Genomic DNA, 14,508 nt, shown 5'->3' on the forward strand with positions numbered 1-14,508 from the left:
ATCATATTACAGCGGCACTCATAGATTGACGCCGTCCCAGATTGGCCAGGAAGCGGGCTAATCCACGGTGAGCTCAATGCTGACAAACCAGTTGTCATCAAGTTCCGGCACAGGGTCGATGCACACCCTGGCCATGCCGCCGTCCTCCATTTTGGACTTGAGGCAGCCGGAAAACAGGCCCATGGGCGGCCCGCTCATGTCCACGCCGAGCCGGGAGGCAGTGTCTGCCAGGCCAACTCTTTGGGGCACCGACCACGTTGCGCTCAGTCTGACGCAGGCGGAATCGGTCGCAACACAGCCGGCGTCCGGATCAGCACGTTCAACGAGCTGCCAGTCATTTTCCGGCAAGTCGTCTGCTTTGGCGATCATCGCCTGGGCCATTTCCTCATTGCTGGCGCCCCTGCCGAAGGCGGCGTAACCGGCGAAGAGGAGGACCCCGATCAGTGCGGTTGCGGCGACGGCGAGAGTCCGTCCGAGCCTGTTGTTCTTCTGAGCCTGAACCCGCTGATGGTGTCCGGGCTGAGTGCCGTGGCCCTGAGGCGGTTGCATGGCTTGCATCCGCTACTTTGCCCTGAGGTCAATGGTGACCTTCCACGAGCCCGGCGCATCGTCGGCGGGATAAACATGAACCCTTGCAGTGATGCCTTCTGCCGAGTTTTCGCGGGGGCAGCCCTTGGAGGTCCTTGCGGCGTCACTGCAATCCACGCCCAGACGAGAGGCAGCCTCTTCCGTCGTCACCTGATGGGGCACCAGCCATGTGGCGCTCAGCCGAACGCACTCGATGTCGATCGAGAGGCAGCCCTGCTCCACTTTTGGATCGAATCGTGCCAGTAGCTGCCAATCCTCTTCAGGCAGGGTGTCCGCCATGGTCATCATCGTGCGCGCCTTTTCCTGATGGTTGCCTCCTTCGTTGAGGCCATTGACCACTGTGGTACATCCGGCGAAGAGCAGGACAGCAATCAAGACGGTTGTCACACCAAGAATCCACTTGAGTTTGCTCTTCTTCGGCGGCGGCTGAAATCGCTGCTGAGGTGGCGCATACAGCGGGTACGGATGTCCCGGTGCCTGATCACCAGGCATCTGGGGTGGTCCGTACTGCGCGTACGGAGGTCCCTGAGGCTGATGGGCAGGCATCGGCGGCGGGCCATAGCCCTGAGGTGGTTGCATCCGTTGTCCCCCTGATTTCGTCTGGCAGCCGTGCCTGACTCTACGCGCTGGCAGCCTGCTTGGAGATGGCGAACCATGGGGAGAACTACCCGGCGCCGCAGCCGTCATGCGAGCATGGGCTCACCGCAATGCTAAGTAAGGGGACGCCATGAAATCCAACGAACTGCTGCTGGACGCCTTCGGCCGGATCCGGGAGACCGTGGAAGCCACCCTTGAAGGGGTCGACGGCGAGTCCCTGGTCCGGCGGCCGGCGGGCACCGGAAACTCGATTGCCTGGCTGATCTGGCACCTGGGCCGGGTTGAGGATGCGCAGGTGGCCTCCGCCGCCGGCCTGGAACAGGTCTGGACCTCGCAGGGGTTTGTGGACCGCTTCGACCTGCCGCTTCAGAAGCGTGACACCGGGTACGGCCATTCGAGCGTGCAGGTCGATTCGGTCAAGGCCCCGCCGGCGCTGCTGCTCGAATACTACGACGCCGTGCACCGGCAGACCGCGGACTTCCTGCAGACCCTCAGCGATGCGGACCTGGACCGCATCGTCGACACCCGCTGGGACCCGCCCGTCACCCTTGGCGTGCGGCTCATCAGCACGATTGCCGACTGCCTCCAGCACGTGGGGCAGGCCGCGTACGCCAGGGGCTTGAATGCCTGACTGATGCAGCCGCGCTCTTGGTGTGATCCCAACAACTTGGCAATCCCCATGGATGAGGGAGCCCCCGAAGCGGGAGCTCCCTCGGGGAACGTCAGTCGTTACGGGGTCACACTGATGCGTGCGACTTCCTGAAGTATCGGGTTTGTGATGATGACGGTAGAGGTGCCCGGCTTGATGTCAAAGGCAACCTTGCCGCGTGCCTTGTCGCCGGCCGGGATCTCGCCGGAACCCAGCTGGTCATCCATGATGAGTTCGGTGCTGGCGGAGCGGCCGTCGGCGTCCTTGGCCTTGAAATACAGCGGGTTGCTGGTGGTCTCGCCCTTCTCCGTCTCCCAAAGCACATCGAGGGTCAGGTAGCCGCCGTTCTTGGCCGGGCTGTCGAACGGACCGGTCGTGATCGAGGGGCCGTAGGTGGCGGAGAGGATGGTGATCTTGGCGGTGTTCCCACTGCCCATGTCAGCAGTGAACGCCTCGCCGACCTTCTTTTCCGAGGACGCAGCCGGAGCTTCAGCAGCAGGCGCCGCAGCGGCGGGTTCAGCTGCCGGAGCTGCCTGGTTAGCCGCAGGTGCGGAGACAGGAGCTGAAGGACCTCGGGTGGAGTTGAAGATGAAGCTGAGGAGAATGACCACGCCGGTCACAATGAGGGCGACCTTTTTGTGCTTGTCATAGCCCTCCAGCGGGAGGCCCTGCTTGTCGTGCTGCTTGTTCGTCAGAACGAGAATGAGGTCAACGAGTGCCCAGACACCTACGCCTCCGAAGGTGAACAGCTTGAGCAGTCCGGTGCCGACCTTGCCCAGGTAAAAACGGTCGACGCCGAATACCCCGACGAGCAAGGAGAGCAGCCAAGTCACCAGGAAGGACTTGTTGCTCACTCCGTATCCACCCGGGAATGGGACCCCGGGATATGGGGCCGGGGCTCCCGGGTAATGGCCGGGGGCGCCGGGGTAAGGCTGGGTGGCTACGGGTGCTTGCCCGTAAGCCGGTGCCTGACCGTAACCGGGTGCCTGCCCGTAGGAGGGGCCCTTGCCGTAGGGGACCTGCTGCGGCTGCTGCGGTGCGCCGTAGGGATCTGTTGAGCTCATTGGATTCCTTTCGAGGACGTCCTGATGGCGGGGCGCCCGGAGTGCGTGATTGATGCGGGATTTGCCGTCAGCTGACGGGGTTCGCCGGTGATTCGCTCTCGGGCGGCGCGGAAGGAAGGCTTGGCGCGCTGTGGCATGCTCATGTGACGTTCGCTTCCCCCAGAAGTGCGTCTACGGTGTAGCCGCCCGGGTTAAAGCATGCCTCAGAGCGAGTGTTGCCTTGTGCAGTATTAGCGCAGGAATGGAGCAGGCTTTGCTCAAAACACCGGGCTGTCTGCAGGGAGCACTGCACCGGCGGGACCGTTGGCACCAAAAGACCTCGCACCGCAGTCGCGTTCTGTCCCTGCTTGGTAGGTGCGCGGCCCGCTGAATCATCACGCGGACCCGACGCGGCAAATGCCGCCACAAAGCCGCCTCAGGTGTACATGAGGGAGCCGGGCGTGGTGAGGAGTTCGCCGGTTTCCAGCCAAGTCTTCAGGCCGGAGAGGATCATCGGCCAGCCGCCGTAGAGCTGGTCGTTGGCGCCTTCGCGGAGCTGGTCATGCGTGACGGTGAGGTGGCACGAGTCGTCGCCCACCGGCTCGATCTCCCACGTGATCCGTGAGGTGCCTTCGGCCTTGACGTCCTCGCCCCACAGAGCCCGCATGGACTGGATGAGCTTCCGGGGCGGGTCCACCTCGATGTTTTCGCCTTCGCCCAGGGGTTCCCCGCCGTTGGGAGCCATCTCGAACCGGGATCCGGGGGTCCAGTCCGAGCTGATGTTCATCCCGAACTGGTACTTGCTGCGGATCTCGCTGTCCGTGATGGCCTCCCAGAGCCGTTCCGGGGTGGTCTTGATATAGATTTCGAAGATCTTTTCCATGGGACTTTCCAATCGGGTTTTGAGGTCGCTGAGGGCAGCGGCCCATGGTTCTGCATATTTGCTGACCCAGCGGTCGTGGACCAGCCGGATGGGCACCGGATTGAGGAAATGCAGCTTCTCGCGACCACGACGGCGGGTGACCACCAGGCCGGCTTCCTCCAGCAGCTTGAGGTGCTTCATCACGCCGTAGCGGGTCATGTCGAAGCGTGCCTCGAGCGCATGGAGCGTCTGCCCGTCTTCCCTGAAGAGCTCGTCCAGGAGGTCGCGGCGGGTGGGGTCGGCGAGGGCCTTGAATACGGCGTCCACAGCTCCAGAATAGGTGACCAATTGGTCACATGTCTAGGGGTCTCTTAACGTGCCAAGCCCCCGGCCACCAAACCGGACGAAGCGCCGAATTTTCATTGATGCGCCCGGACAGCGGTGCGAAAATGGTCGGAGCACCGGAAGTCCTACGCCCAAGCTGGCGCCATTTGGGGATGACGCGTGACCTCCCCTGGAGGAATGAAATGCAGCCTTCGAAAATCCGCCGCCTCCGCATCTCGGACATCAACGTCGTCGATCACCGCACGCTGAAAAAGGCGCTGGGCGGCACCATCGCCGGCAACACCATGGAATGGTACGACGTCGGCGTGTTCGGCTACCTGATCACCACCATGGGACCGGTGTTCCTGCCCGAAGCCGACAGGGCCGTGCAGAACCTGTTCCTGCTGGGAACCTTCGGGGCCACGTTCATCGCCCGTCCACTGGGCGGCGTGTTCTTCGGCTGGCTCGGTGACAAGATCGGCCGGCAGAAGGTCCTGGCCATGACCCTGATGCTGATGGCGGCGGCGACGCTCGCCGTCGGCCTGCTCCCCGGGTACGCGGTGCTGGGCATCTGGGCCGCCGTGCTGCTGGTGGTCACCAAGGTGGTCCAGGGCTTTTCCGCCGGCGGCGAGTACGCCGGTGCCACCACGTTCGTCTGTGAGCATTCGCCGGACAGGCGCCGGGGCTTCTTCGTCAGCTTCCTGGACATGGGCAGCTACCTGGGATTCGCGCTGGGGGCGGCCGTGGTTTCCGCCCTTCAGCTGACCTTGGGCCAGGACCAGATGGAGGCCTGGGGCTGGCGCATTCCGTTCCTCGTCGCGGGTCCGCTCGGCGCCGTCGCCATCTACTTCCGGATGAAGATCGAGGAGTCGCCCGCCTTCAAGGCCACCCAGGAGGCCGAAGCCGTGGCCGCCGCCCACCACGAGACCGGAGACGAGCTCCGCCCGGTGGGCCCCGTGGGGATCTTCAAGGACCACTGGCGCAGCATCGTGCTGGCCATGATCCTCGTGGCCGCCGGCAACACCGTCGGCTACGCGCTCACGTCCTACATGCCCACCTACCTGACCACCAACAAGGGGTACGACGAGGTCCACGGAACGCTGCTGACCGTTCCGGTGCTGGTGGTCATGTCCCTGTGCATCCCGCTGACCGGACGGCTCTCAGACAGGATCGGCCGCCGCCCCGTGCTCTGGATCGGGGCCGTCAGCACGGTGGTGCTGTCCCTCCCGGCGTTCCTGCTGATCTCGATCGGAACCGTTCCCGCCACCCTCGCCGGCCTGGCCCTGGTGGCGCTCCCCGTGGCGTTCTTCGTTGCCATTCTCGCGTCGGCGCTGCCGGCGCTGTTTCCCACGGCCCACCGCTACTCAGCCATGGGCATCGCCTACAACTTCGCCGTGGCGATCTTCGGCGGCACGGCCCCGTTCATTATCGCCGCGCTCATCCAGGCGACAGGCAACGACCTGATGCCGGCGTTCTACCTCATGGCGACGTCGGCCATCGCGGCAGTGGCGATCTATTTCCTCCCCGAATCTGCCGGCCGGCACCTGCCCGGCTCCATGCCCAGCGTTGACTCGGAGGAAGCGGCCCGCGAACTCGTGGCCACCCAGGATGCGAACCCGCTGCTGGACATGGACACGCTGCCGTTCGACAGCAGCTACGAGGCCGCGCGGGCATCGCACGCGGGACCCGCCGGGAAAGCGCCCGGCAGTTAACAGCGCCCCGCCAGCGTGCGGCTCAGCCCCGGTCCTCCAACACCGCCTGCAGTTTCTCGAATGACTCGGTCCAGCCGCCGCGGTGCAGGGCCACCCGCTCCTCCGTCAGGAACGGTCCCTGCGAGAGCGCCAGGCGCGTACCTTTGCCCTCGCTCTGAAGCGACAGGTCCGCGACGGTTTCGCGGTCGTCCGGCGTGGGCTCCTCCCAGCGGAAGGTGAACACCAGGCGCCAGGGCGGATCGATCTCCAGGAACTCGCCGGAAAGGTGGAACGGCTCGCCCTCCGGCGGCGCCATCCGGAACCGGTAGCGCCCGCCTGCCACGAGGTTAAGGTCGACGGCGGGAATGGTGAAGCCCTGCGGGCCCCACCAGGTCACCAGCCGGGACGGCTCCGTGAGCATCCTGAAGATCTCTTCCGGAGGAGCGGGGAGCGTGCACTCCAGGTTCAGGACCCGCGCCCCGGTTGCCTCGTTCATCAGTCAACCCCCTTCACTTCGCCAACGTCAGCAGCCCGTTTTCGGTGACGGCCTGCCGGGACAGCGTCTTGTAGCCCTCCTGTTCGAACAGCACCGTGATCACGTCCTCCTCGTGCCGCATCACCAGGCCCGGCCCCCATTCCTTGTGCACAACAGCGGCCTGGAGCGGGAAAGGTTCCCCGCCCGCGGCGGCCGCGGCGCCGTCGTCGTAATCCGCCTCGTAGGCCGAGCCGTCGGTGCAGGTATCGCAGTTGCCGCACGGCTCCGGAAGGTCCTCGCCGAAGTAGCCCAGCAGGAACTGGCGCCGGCAGCCGTCCGTCTCGGCGTAACCGCGCATCATCTCGATGCGGGAGCGGTCCACCCGCTGGCGTGCTTCGGCCTGTTCGACGGCGCGCTCCACCACCGCGGGCAGCGTCGCCCCGGATTTCAGCCGGATACCGCGCTTGCCGGCCTTGACGGCGCGGGTTTCCTGCAACTGGTTCAGCAGCCCGGTGAGCTTCCGCGAGGAGAGGCTGGTCTGCTCGGCGAGCGCCTTCTGCTTCAGCGGCCCGTCGGCGGCGCGCAGTACCTCAAGGACGGCCAGGAGCGATTCCGCGTCCGGGGCATGCGTGCCGAAGAACTTGCGCAGGCCCAGGTCCTCGGGCCGGTAGTGCAGGACGGCGGCAGCAGGTTCGCCGTCTCGCCCGGAGCGGCCGATCTCCTGGTAGTAGCTGTCCAATGATTCGGGGATGTCGGCGTGGATGACGAAGCGGACGTTGGGTTTGTCGATGCCCATGCCGAAGGCGGTGGTGGCCACCACCACGTCGAGGTGGTCGTCCAGGAACTGCTCGTGGACGCGGTCCCGCTCGCCCTGCTTCCGGCCGGCGTGGTAGGCCTCGGCGCGCAGGCCGCGTTCGGTGAGCTCGGCGGCGTAGGCCTCGGTGTCCTTGCGGGTGGCGGCGTACAGCAGGCCGGGACCCCTAAGTTCGGCCACCTGCTCGGTCACGGCGCGGCGCTTGTCCCGGTCCGTGAGGTGGCGGACCACGTCCAGCCGGATGTTGGCCCGGTCGAAGCCGTGCACCAGCACCAGCGGGTCCAGCATGTTCAGGCGCTGCTGGATTTCGTCGCGGACCGGGGGAGACGCGGTGGCGGTGAGGCCGACGACGGGCGGGTTGCCCAGCTGCCCGCGGACCTCGCCGAGGCGCAGGTAGTCGGGCCGGAAGTCGTGGCCCCAGGAGGAGACGCAGTGGGCCTCGTCCACCACGAACAGCGAGACGTCCAGGGCCGCGAGCCGTTCCACGGTTTCGGTTTTGGCCAGCTGTTCGGGGGCCAGGAAGATGAACACGGCGTCGCCGCGCTCGGCGGCGTCCCAGGCATCGGTCACCTCGGAATCGCTGCGGCCGGAGTTGATGGCGACAGCGGCTTCACCGCCCAGCGTTTCCAGCAGGCCGTCCAGCTGGTCCTCCTGCAGGGCGATCAGCGGGGAAACCACGACGGCGGGACCGCGCCGTGAGCTGCCGCGGTGCAGCTGGAGCGCGGCCACCTGGTAGATGGCCGACTTGCCGTAGCCGGTGGGCATCACGGCGAGGACATCCCGGCCGCTGACCAGGGCGCGCATCCCGGCGAGCTGGCCCGCGCGGAGCTGGGGGAGTCCGAAGGTGCCGGCCGCGATCTGGCGAAGGCCGCCGTCGGGGTCCTCAGGGTGTGTGTCAGCGGGGATTACGGGAGTGGGGACTGCGGGGGCGGGGGCCTTGGCCATGATGGCAGCTCCGAGGGGGTGCGATCCGATGGCCGGGTGTCTTCAGCCGAGGGATCCAGCATACGCCTGCTGTTTCTTGCTGCGAGAAGCGCCCTATCCAACTTAACGTTGCTTAAGACTTTGGCACCAAACTAACGTAATTGAGGTCACATCTACCCGGAACACAGGAAGGAACGGTCATGAAGCAACGCGGCAGCGATGAAGCTGTGGTGAACCGCCCGTCCCCTGTGTCGGCGGCGGAAGTCGCGAGGGCAGCAGGGGTTTCGGCTGCGGCCGTGTCCTATGTCCTCAACGGCAAGAGCGGCGTCTCCACCGAAACCAGACGCCACATCATCGGCGTCGCCAACGAGCTGGGCTTCAGGCCCCGTAAGTCCACCCAGACCACGGACCCCCAGCGCACGCGCGTCATCGGCCTGATCCTCCCGAACATCATCAACCCGATGTTTCCGCGGTGGGCGCAGAGCATCATCACCGCCGCGGCGGACGCGGGATATGACGTTTTCGTCGCCACCACCCAGGACGATCCCGCCGTCCTCGCTCAGGTCACGGCCACCCTGGCCAACCGCAACGTGGACGGGATCATCCTCGCGGCGGCGCTCAGGGAGGACTCCACTGCCCTTCGCACCCTTCGCTCGGCCCGGATCCCGTACGTCTGCCTCTCCCGCCGCGCCGAATTCCTGCAGAGCGACTTCGTGGGAATCGACGACGACGCCGCGGCCACCGTGCTGATGGAGCACATGCTGGAACACGGCTACACGGACATCGCCACCGTGATCGGTCCGCGGTTTTCCACGGCATCGCTCGCGAGGGAGCAGGCGTTCGTCCGCACCGCCGCTGCTGCCGGAATCACCATCAGCGGTGAACGCCGGATAAGTACACGGGTGAACAATGAGGGCGGCCAGCTCGCTGCCGAGCGGCTCTTCTCCTCGGAGCGGCCTCCGCGGGCGGTGGTCTGCGGAAGCGACGAGCTGGCCATCGGAGTCATGGAATACGCGCTGGCCCGGGGCCTTCAAATTCCGGACGACGTTGCCGTGGCAGGGTGTGATGGCCTGCCGCACAGCCGGTCCGGCCTGATCAATCTGACCAGCATCGTCCAGCCGCAGCAGGAGATGGCGCAGGAAGCGTTCGCCATGCTGCTGAAGCGGATCGATGCACCGACCAACACCTACAGTTCCCTGATCTGTCCCCACCGGCTGCATCTGGGGAGGACGTGCGGCTGCAACCCGCCAGACACGTGAGCCCCGCCCCCGAGGCCGGCATCTTGATCCCCAAATCCTGATCCCAAAACCGAGTTCCTCTTCCATACCTGCGGCCCATCGAAGGGCCCGCCAGTGCCAGTACCTCATCGCCCTACCCCGTCATGCCCACAAATGCCCGCCGCGCAGTAGAGTCCGGCCAGGACATCCCGCGCAGGGGCCCCGATTCAAGGACACAACCCATGTCAGCTGTTTCCGCACCAACGAAGATGCGCACACCGCAGGAAATCAACCGCGTGATTCTCCGCAGAGTCATGCCGCTGCTCATCGGCGCATACATCATGGCGTTCCTGGACCGCACCAACATCGGTATGGCCAAGGACCGCCTGGAAATCGACCTCGGCCTCTCCGCCACCGCCTACGGGATCGGTGCCGGTCTCTTCTTCCTGACCTACGCCCTGTCCGAGATCCCCTCCAACCTGATCATGCACAAGGTGGGCGCCCGTTTCTGGATCATGCGGATCATGATCACCTGGGGCATCATCTCGGCCGGCATGGCCTTCGTCCAGGGCGAATGGTCCTTCTACATCATGCGCATGCTGCTCGGCGTCGCCGAGGCCGGGCTCTTTCCCGGCGTCATGTATTTCCTGACGCAGTGGTTTGTGGTCCGGGACCGGGCCAAGGCCAACGGTATGTTCCTGCTGGGCGTATCGATCGCCAACATCGTCGGCGCCCCGCTGGGCGGCCTCCTCCTCACCATGGACGGCTTCGCCGGGCTCCACGGATGGCAGTGGATGTTCATTATCGAGGGCCTGCCCGCCTGCATCCTCGCCTATGTTGTCTGGAAGAAGCTCCCGGACCGGCCCACCAAGGCCACATTCCTTACGCGGGAAGAGGCCACGGACCTCGAAGCCCGCATCGCCGCCGAAGAAAATGCGGGCGCGGAGGCCTCCGGCAACCACCGCCTCCGCGATGCACTCAAGGACAAGCAGATCCTCCTCGTGGTGGGCGTCTACTTCACCCACCAGATCGCCGTCTACGCGCTGTCCTACTTCCTGCCCTCCATCATCGGCACCTACGGCAAGCTCAGCCCCATCCAGATCGGACTGCTGACCGCCATCCCGTGGATCTTCTCCGCCGCCGGCGCCCTGCTGGTGCCCCGCTTCGCCACCGACGGCAGGCGCTCCCGCCTCCTGGTCACCGGCACCATGATCGGCATCATCGCCGGATTCGCCATCGGCGCGGTGGGCGGGCCCGTGCTCGGCATGATCGGCTTCTGCCTCGCAGCGTTCAACTTCTTCGCCCTGCAGCCCATCCTCTTCACCTACCCTGCCACCCGCCTCAGCGGCGCAGCCCTCGCCGGCGGCATCGCCTTCGTCAACACCATCGGCCTGTTCGGCGGCTTCCTCGGCCCGTACGTCATGGGCTTCATGCAGGACGCCACCGGCTCCAAGCTCTCCGGCCTCTGGTTCATCGTCGGCATGTGCACCATCGGGGCGCTGCTGTCCCTGATGCTCAAGCGCGGCACCGAGAAGCCGCAGGGCGTCCCCGCCGCACACTGACAGCGGCGCACTGCTCAACCGAAGACCCAACCGCACGCTGATCCAACCGAACCACCACTGCAAGGAAATTCATCATGGACTTCACCTCGAAAAGGGTTCTGGTCACGGCCGGAGCCAACGGCATCGGCCTGGCCATCGCCACCAAGTTCCGGGAGCTGGGCGCCACCGTCTTCGTCACCGACATCGACGCCGACGCCGTCGAGAAGGCCCGAGTCAACGGTTTCGCCGCCGCGCTCAGCGACGTGTCCGAGGAGGGCCAGGTCCGGGAGCTCATGGCCACGGTCAAGGAGGAGCTCGGTGGCCTGGACATCCTGGTCAACAATGCCGGCATCGCCGGGCCCACCGGACCGGTGGAGACGCTGGACACGACGGCCTGGAAACAGACCTTCGACGTCAACATCCACGGTCAGTTCTACTGCATCAAGCACGCCCTGCCGATGCTGCGGCAGGGGAGGGACGCCTCGATCGTGAACCTCTCCTCGGCGGCAGGCCGGCTGGGCATGGCAGGGCGCAGCGCCTATTCGGCGTCGAAATGGGCCGTCGTGGGACTGACCAAGACCCTCGCCATCGAACTGGGCCCGGACCGGATCCGGGTCAACGCCATCTGCCCCGGCGCGGTCAACGGCCCCCGGATCGATGCCGTCATCGCCGCCAAGGCCGAGATGCTCGGCCTTCCGGCAGACCAAGTCAACGAGCTTTACCTCAACCAGTCCTCGCTGGGCCGGCTGATCGAAGCCGAGGACATCGCCAACATGGCAGTATTTGCGGCCAGCGATATGGCACGCAACGTCAACGGCCAGGCACTCGCCGTCGACGGCAACACCGAAAAACTCTACTAACCCTCAAGGAGACGCCCCATGGCTAACGCCCGCAAGGTCATCATCACCAGCGCCGTCACCGGCGCCATCCATACCCCGTCCATGTCCAAGTACCTGCCGGTCTCCCCGGATGAAATCGCCGACGCCGCCATCGGCGCCGCGGAGGCGGGCGCCGCCGTCGTACACATGCATGCCCGCGATCCGCGGGACGGACGGCCGTCGCAGGATCCGGAGCACTTTGCCCCGATTCTGGACAAGCTCAAGCGCAACACGGATGCGGTCATCAACATCACCACCGGCGGCTCCCCGCATATGACGGTCGAGGAACGCATGCGGCCCGCGGCCCTGTTCAAGCCCGAGCTGGCGTCGCTCAACATGGGTTCCATGAACTTCGGGCTGTACCCGATGCTGGACCGCTTCACCGAGTTCGGCCACGAGTGGGAGCGGGAGGGGCTCGAGAAGAGCCGCGACCTGGTCTTCAAGAACACGTTCCAGGACATCGAGACCATCCTCGGCATCGGCAACCAGAACGGCACCCGCTTCGAGTATGAGTGCTACGACATCTCGCACCTGAACAACCTGGCCCACTTCCACGCCCGCGGCCTCGCCAAGGGTCCGCTCTTCGTGCAGTCGGTCTTCGGCCTGCTCGGCGGGATCGGGGCCCACCCGGAGGACCTGATGCACATGCGGCGGACTGCTGACCGGCTGCTGGGCGAGGACTACGAATGGTCCATCCTGGGGGCGGGCAAGAACCAGATGCCGCTGGCCACCATCGGGGCTGCCATGGGGTCCCACGTCAGGGTGGGGCTGGAGGACTCGCTCTGGATCGGACCGGGACAGCTTGCGACGTCCAACGCCGAGCAGGTCACCCGCATCCGGACCATCCTCGAGGCCCTCAACTTCGAGATCGCCACCCCCGATGAAGCCCGGCAGATGCTGCAGCTCAAGGGCCGCGACAACGTCGGTTTCTGACGCTATTTCCGTAGCCCTGAATCGGTTCCATAATGTCCCCATAAGCTTCGGGGACCCTCGCGCCGACGATGCTTGGCGTCGCGAGGCGCAGCAGAGTCCAGTTGGCTGCCTCGGTACTTGGCGGAACGGGCGGCCACGCGGCCACGGGAGAGAACACGTTCCGGAACCGCTGCCGGGGGAGGGCATCGCCACCAACGCGGGAACAATGCACAAAGGAATTCATCATGCTCACGGATTCAGACATCATGGCCGTCCTTCCGGCGAAGGACATCAAGCGGGCGAAGGATTTCTACCGGGACAAGCTGGGGCTGGAACCTTCCGAGTCCGCCGAGGAGGACAGCCTGATCTACCGCGGGGGGCACGGAACGGGCTTCCTCGTTTATCAGACGGAGAATGCCGGGACGGCAAAGAACACCCAGATGGGCTGGGCCACGGATGACCTCGAACGTGAGGTGGAGGAGCTGCGTGGCCGCGGCGTCGTTTTTGAAGAGTACGACCAGCCCGGGCTGAAGACGGAGAACGGCATTGCCACCAATGAGTGGGGGAAGGCCGCCTGGTTCCTCGACAGCGAAGGGAACATTCTCAACATCTCCCAGCGGGCGTAGCAACCAACCCCCAAGCGGAGTAAGGCGGCGGGCGCTGCAACCGCTGGGGTGCGGCGTTCAGAAAGAAGACGACGTCGGCGCTCGCCGCTCCACTTCCCTCACCCTTGTACCGGCCTTACGCCGATGATTCGCGGGCGCTCTCAACGCCGAGGTGCCACAGTGCAGCGTCCAGGTCGTCAGCGCGCCACCCACGTGAGTCTGCAGCAGCGCGGATCACGGCTGACATGTTGGCGTAAGAGGTGTCCTCGATGCCGGCGGCCTCGGCTGCTCTCCGAATCCGCACATCAGTAGTCAACCCCGTAGCGAGTCCGCTCAGGGTGTCGATGTAATCCAGGGTCTTGGGACTCACATGGCGTACTGCTGCGAGGGCGTCACGAAAGGCCGGCCTTTCTGCTGGGTCGGTGAGCCTGGCTCGAAGTTCCTCCACGGTTTCGATGCCCTGATCCTCAAACACACGCGTCAGGTCGTCTATCTGCGCAAGACGCCCTGGCGAGGGCCAATCGATGACCTCCGAGAGGGTTCCGGTAGCAAGACGTTTCCGGAACCCACTCGTGGTTTGTGCATCTGGCCATGCGGCAATCAGCGCGTCAACGCGCGGCTTCACGGTTGCCTCGTAATTTTGGCGTCGCTGCAAGGAGGCATCGACAATAATCGCTCCGATGGAAGCCCAACCACGGCTGACCTCAGTCGAGGCGTCGAGGCCGTGGGAGTCAATGAAGGCCAGGAGTTTGGCGGTGTCGCCATCGATAGTCATAGGTGAATACTTGCACGTGTCGTCACGCCTACCGAGTCGACTGGTTGGTGGGCGTCAGCGCCAGAGGCGACGACGCCAAGCCACGCCGGCGAAGACGGCGCCAGCTTGCTCAGAACCAGCTGTTCAGAACAACAACGCCACCAGCGCAATCAGCGGCGGAACGGTAGAGCCGAGGGTGCCGGGGATGCTGTCGCCCTTCCTGGGGTAGTGGCCCAGCCAGTCCGCCAGCCCCATGGTGGCGCCGCTGAGCACCATGTTCGCGCAGCAGTAGATCACCAGCGTGTAGCCCACCACCTCGTGGCCCATGTTCACGGCCATCACCCCGGCGATGTTCCCCAGTCCGATCAGGAGGTTGCGGAACCCGGTGGGGATGGCCCACATCATCACGGCGGGCACGTTCTGCGCCGGTGTGCTGAGGAATTTCTGCGCTGCCGGGTGCCGCAGGAAGAAGCTTTCCAGCGGGAACACCACGATGTAGACCAGGGCGGCCAGCACCGCGAAGAGCTGGGATACGGCGTTCATGAGGGAAGAGTACGACGCCGGCGCGCGCCGCCGCGATCCCCTCACCGGGGGTTCCGGGAGACCCGTTCAATCCCCGGTATGGGGGATTGCG

The 14,508-nt window shown here is 65.4% G+C and carries 15 protein-coding genes; 7 read left to right on the forward strand and 8 right to left on the reverse strand.

Annotation, left to right across the window (positions count from 1 at the left end):
- Nucleotides 1-57: 57 nt before the first annotated feature.
- A complete protein-coding gene (locus tag J2805_RS14485) occupies nt 58-549 on the reverse strand; it encodes a hypothetical protein (RefSeq protein WP_309977369.1) in 492 nt (163 codons plus the stop codon).
- A gap of 12 nt (nt 550-561) precedes the next feature.
- Nucleotides 562-1,080 carry a hypothetical protein gene (locus J2805_RS14490; protein WP_309977370.1) on the reverse strand — a complete coding sequence of 173 codons (519 nt, stop codon included), beginning with the start codon at nt 1,078-1,080 and terminating at the stop codon, nt 562-564.
- Between the two features lie 235 nt (nt 1,081-1,315).
- Here J2805_RS14490 and J2805_RS14495 point away from each other — a divergent pair, with 235 nt between their 5' ends.
- The gene (locus J2805_RS14495; protein ID WP_309977373.1) at nt 1,316-1,816 is read left to right on the forward strand and encodes a mycothiol transferase; all 501 of its coding nucleotides are present in this window, start codon (nt 1,316-1,318) and stop codon (nt 1,814-1,816) included.
- 98 nt (nt 1,817-1,914) lie between these two features.
- Here J2805_RS14495 and J2805_RS14500 read toward each other — a convergent pair whose 3' ends face one another.
- Both J2805_RS14500 and J2805_RS14505 read right to left on the reverse strand, forming a co-directional pair.
- Entirely contained in the window at nt 1,915-2,898 is a 984-nt protein-coding gene (locus tag J2805_RS14500) for a TM2 domain-containing protein (protein WP_309977375.1), read from the reverse strand.
- 415 nt (nt 2,899-3,313) lie between these two features.
- The gene (locus J2805_RS14505) at nt 3,314-4,066 is read right to left on the reverse strand and encodes an ArsR/SmtB family transcription factor (RefSeq protein WP_309977377.1); all 753 of its coding nucleotides are present in this window, start codon (nt 4,064-4,066) and stop codon (nt 3,314-3,316) included.
- 200 nt (nt 4,067-4,266) lie between these two features.
- Between J2805_RS14505 and J2805_RS14510 the strand changes: the two genes are divergently transcribed.
- Nucleotides 4,267-5,775, forward strand: a complete 1,509-nt coding sequence (locus J2805_RS14510; protein ID WP_309977379.1) for an MFS transporter — start codon at nt 4,267-4,269, stop codon at nt 5,773-5,775.
- A gap of 22 nt (nt 5,776-5,797) precedes the next feature.
- On the opposite strand, the gene J2805_RS14515 is transcribed toward J2805_RS14510, so the two are convergent.
- Together J2805_RS14515 and J2805_RS14520 are read right to left on the reverse strand one after the other, a co-directional pair.
- Nucleotides 5,798-6,250, reverse strand: coding sequence for an SRPBCC family protein (locus J2805_RS14515; RefSeq protein WP_309977381.1), 453 nt, complete (start codon nt 6,248-6,250; stop codon nt 5,798-5,800).
- Nucleotides 6,251-6,263: 13 nt separating this feature from the next.
- A complete protein-coding gene (locus J2805_RS14520) occupies nt 6,264-7,988 on the reverse strand; it encodes a RecQ family ATP-dependent DNA helicase (RefSeq protein ID WP_309977383.1) in 1,725 nt (574 codons plus the stop codon).
- Nucleotides 7,989-8,167: 179 nt separating this feature from the next.
- Between J2805_RS14520 and J2805_RS14525 the strand changes: the two genes are divergently transcribed.
- The 5 genes from J2805_RS14525 (at nt 8,168) to J2805_RS14545 (ending at nt 13,141) form a co-directional block, all read left to right on the forward strand.
- Entirely contained in the window at nt 8,168-9,226 is a 1,059-nt protein-coding gene (locus J2805_RS14525) for a LacI family DNA-binding transcriptional regulator (protein WP_309977385.1), read from the forward strand.
- A 200-nt stretch (nt 9,227-9,426) separates the two neighbouring features.
- Nucleotides 9,427-10,746, forward strand: a complete 1,320-nt coding sequence (locus J2805_RS14530) for an MFS transporter (RefSeq protein WP_309977387.1) — start codon at nt 9,427-9,429, stop codon at nt 10,744-10,746.
- A 74-nt stretch (nt 10,747-10,820) separates the two neighbouring features.
- A complete protein-coding gene (locus tag J2805_RS14535) occupies nt 10,821-11,585 on the forward strand; it encodes an SDR family oxidoreductase (protein WP_309977389.1) in 765 nt (254 codons plus the stop codon).
- Nucleotides 11,586-11,603: 18 nt separating this feature from the next.
- Complete coding sequence (gene kce / locus J2805_RS14540; protein WP_309977391.1) at nt 11,604-12,536, forward strand: 3,5-dioxohexanoate:acetyl-CoA acetone transferase; 933 nt, start codon at nt 11,604-11,606, stop codon at nt 12,534-12,536.
- A gap of 224 nt (nt 12,537-12,760) precedes the next feature.
- Nucleotides 12,761-13,141: a VOC family protein gene (locus J2805_RS14545; protein ID WP_309977392.1), complete on the forward strand. Its 381-nt coding sequence runs from the start codon at nt 12,761-12,763 to the stop codon at nt 13,139-13,141.
- A 115-nt stretch (nt 13,142-13,256) separates the two neighbouring features.
- On the opposite strand, the gene J2805_RS14550 is transcribed toward J2805_RS14545, so the two are convergent.
- Together J2805_RS14550 and J2805_RS14555 are read right to left on the reverse strand one after the other, a co-directional pair.
- Nucleotides 13,257-13,895: a hypothetical protein gene (locus J2805_RS14550; protein WP_309977394.1), complete on the reverse strand. Its 639-nt coding sequence runs from the start codon at nt 13,893-13,895 to the stop codon at nt 13,257-13,259.
- Nucleotides 13,896-14,018: 123 nt separating this feature from the next.
- Entirely contained in the window at nt 14,019-14,417 is a 399-nt protein-coding gene (locus J2805_RS14555; protein ID WP_309977397.1) for a DUF1304 domain-containing protein, read from the reverse strand.
- Between the last annotated feature and the right edge of the window lie 91 nt (nt 14,418-14,508).

Origin of the sequence: Arthrobacter oryzae (genome assembly GCF_031454875.1) — a bacterium.
Classification (GTDB): Bacteria; Actinomycetota; Actinomycetes; order Actinomycetales; family Micrococcaceae; genus Arthrobacter; species Arthrobacter oryzae_D.

Excerpts from the sequence above, each read along its gene's own strand:
- J2805_RS14525 (WP_309977385.1), top strand. The coding sequence starts at position 8,168 with ATGAAGCAACGCGGCAGCGATGAAGCTGTGGTGAACCGCCCGTCCCCT.
- J2805_RS14550 (WP_309977394.1), bottom strand. The coding sequence starts at position 13,895 with ATGACTATCGATGGCGACACCGCCAAACTCCTGGCCTTCATTGACTCC.
- J2805_RS14510 (WP_309977379.1), top strand. The coding sequence starts at position 4,267 with ATGCAGCCTTCGAAAATCCGCCGCCTCCGCATCTCGGACATCAACGTC.
- J2805_RS14535 (WP_309977389.1), top strand. The coding sequence starts at position 10,821 with ATGGACTTCACCTCGAAAAGGGTTCTGGTCACGGCCGGAGCCAACGGC.
- J2805_RS14515 (WP_309977381.1), bottom strand. The coding sequence starts at position 6,250 with ATGAACGAGGCAACCGGGGCGCGGGTCCTGAACCTGGAGTGCACGCTC.
- J2805_RS14530 (WP_309977387.1), top strand. The coding sequence starts at position 9,427 with ATGTCAGCTGTTTCCGCACCAACGAAGATGCGCACACCGCAGGAAATC.
- J2805_RS14490 (WP_309977370.1), bottom strand. The coding sequence starts at position 1,080 with ATGCCTGGTGATCAGGCACCGGGACATCCGTACCCGCTGTATGCGCCA.
- kce (WP_309977391.1), top strand. The coding sequence starts at position 11,604 with ATGGCTAACGCCCGCAAGGTCATCATCACCAGCGCCGTCACCGGCGCC.
- J2805_RS14500 (WP_309977375.1), bottom strand. The coding sequence starts at position 2,898 with ATGAGCTCAACAGATCCCTACGGCGCACCGCAGCAGCCGCAGCAGGTC.
- J2805_RS14555 (WP_309977397.1), bottom strand. The coding sequence starts at position 14,417 with ATGAACGCCGTATCCCAGCTCTTCGCGGTGCTGGCCGCCCTGGTCTAC.
- J2805_RS14520 (WP_309977383.1), bottom strand. The coding sequence starts at position 7,988 with ATGGCCAAGGCCCCCGCCCCCGCAGTCCCCACTCCCGTAATCCCCGCT.
- J2805_RS14485 (WP_309977369.1), bottom strand. The coding sequence starts at position 549 with ATGCAACCGCCTCAGGGCCACGGCACTCAGCCCGGACACCATCAGCGG.
- J2805_RS14495 (WP_309977373.1), top strand. The coding sequence starts at position 1,316 with ATGAAATCCAACGAACTGCTGCTGGACGCCTTCGGCCGGATCCGGGAG.
- J2805_RS14545 (WP_309977392.1), top strand. The coding sequence starts at position 12,761 with ATGCTCACGGATTCAGACATCATGGCCGTCCTTCCGGCGAAGGACATC.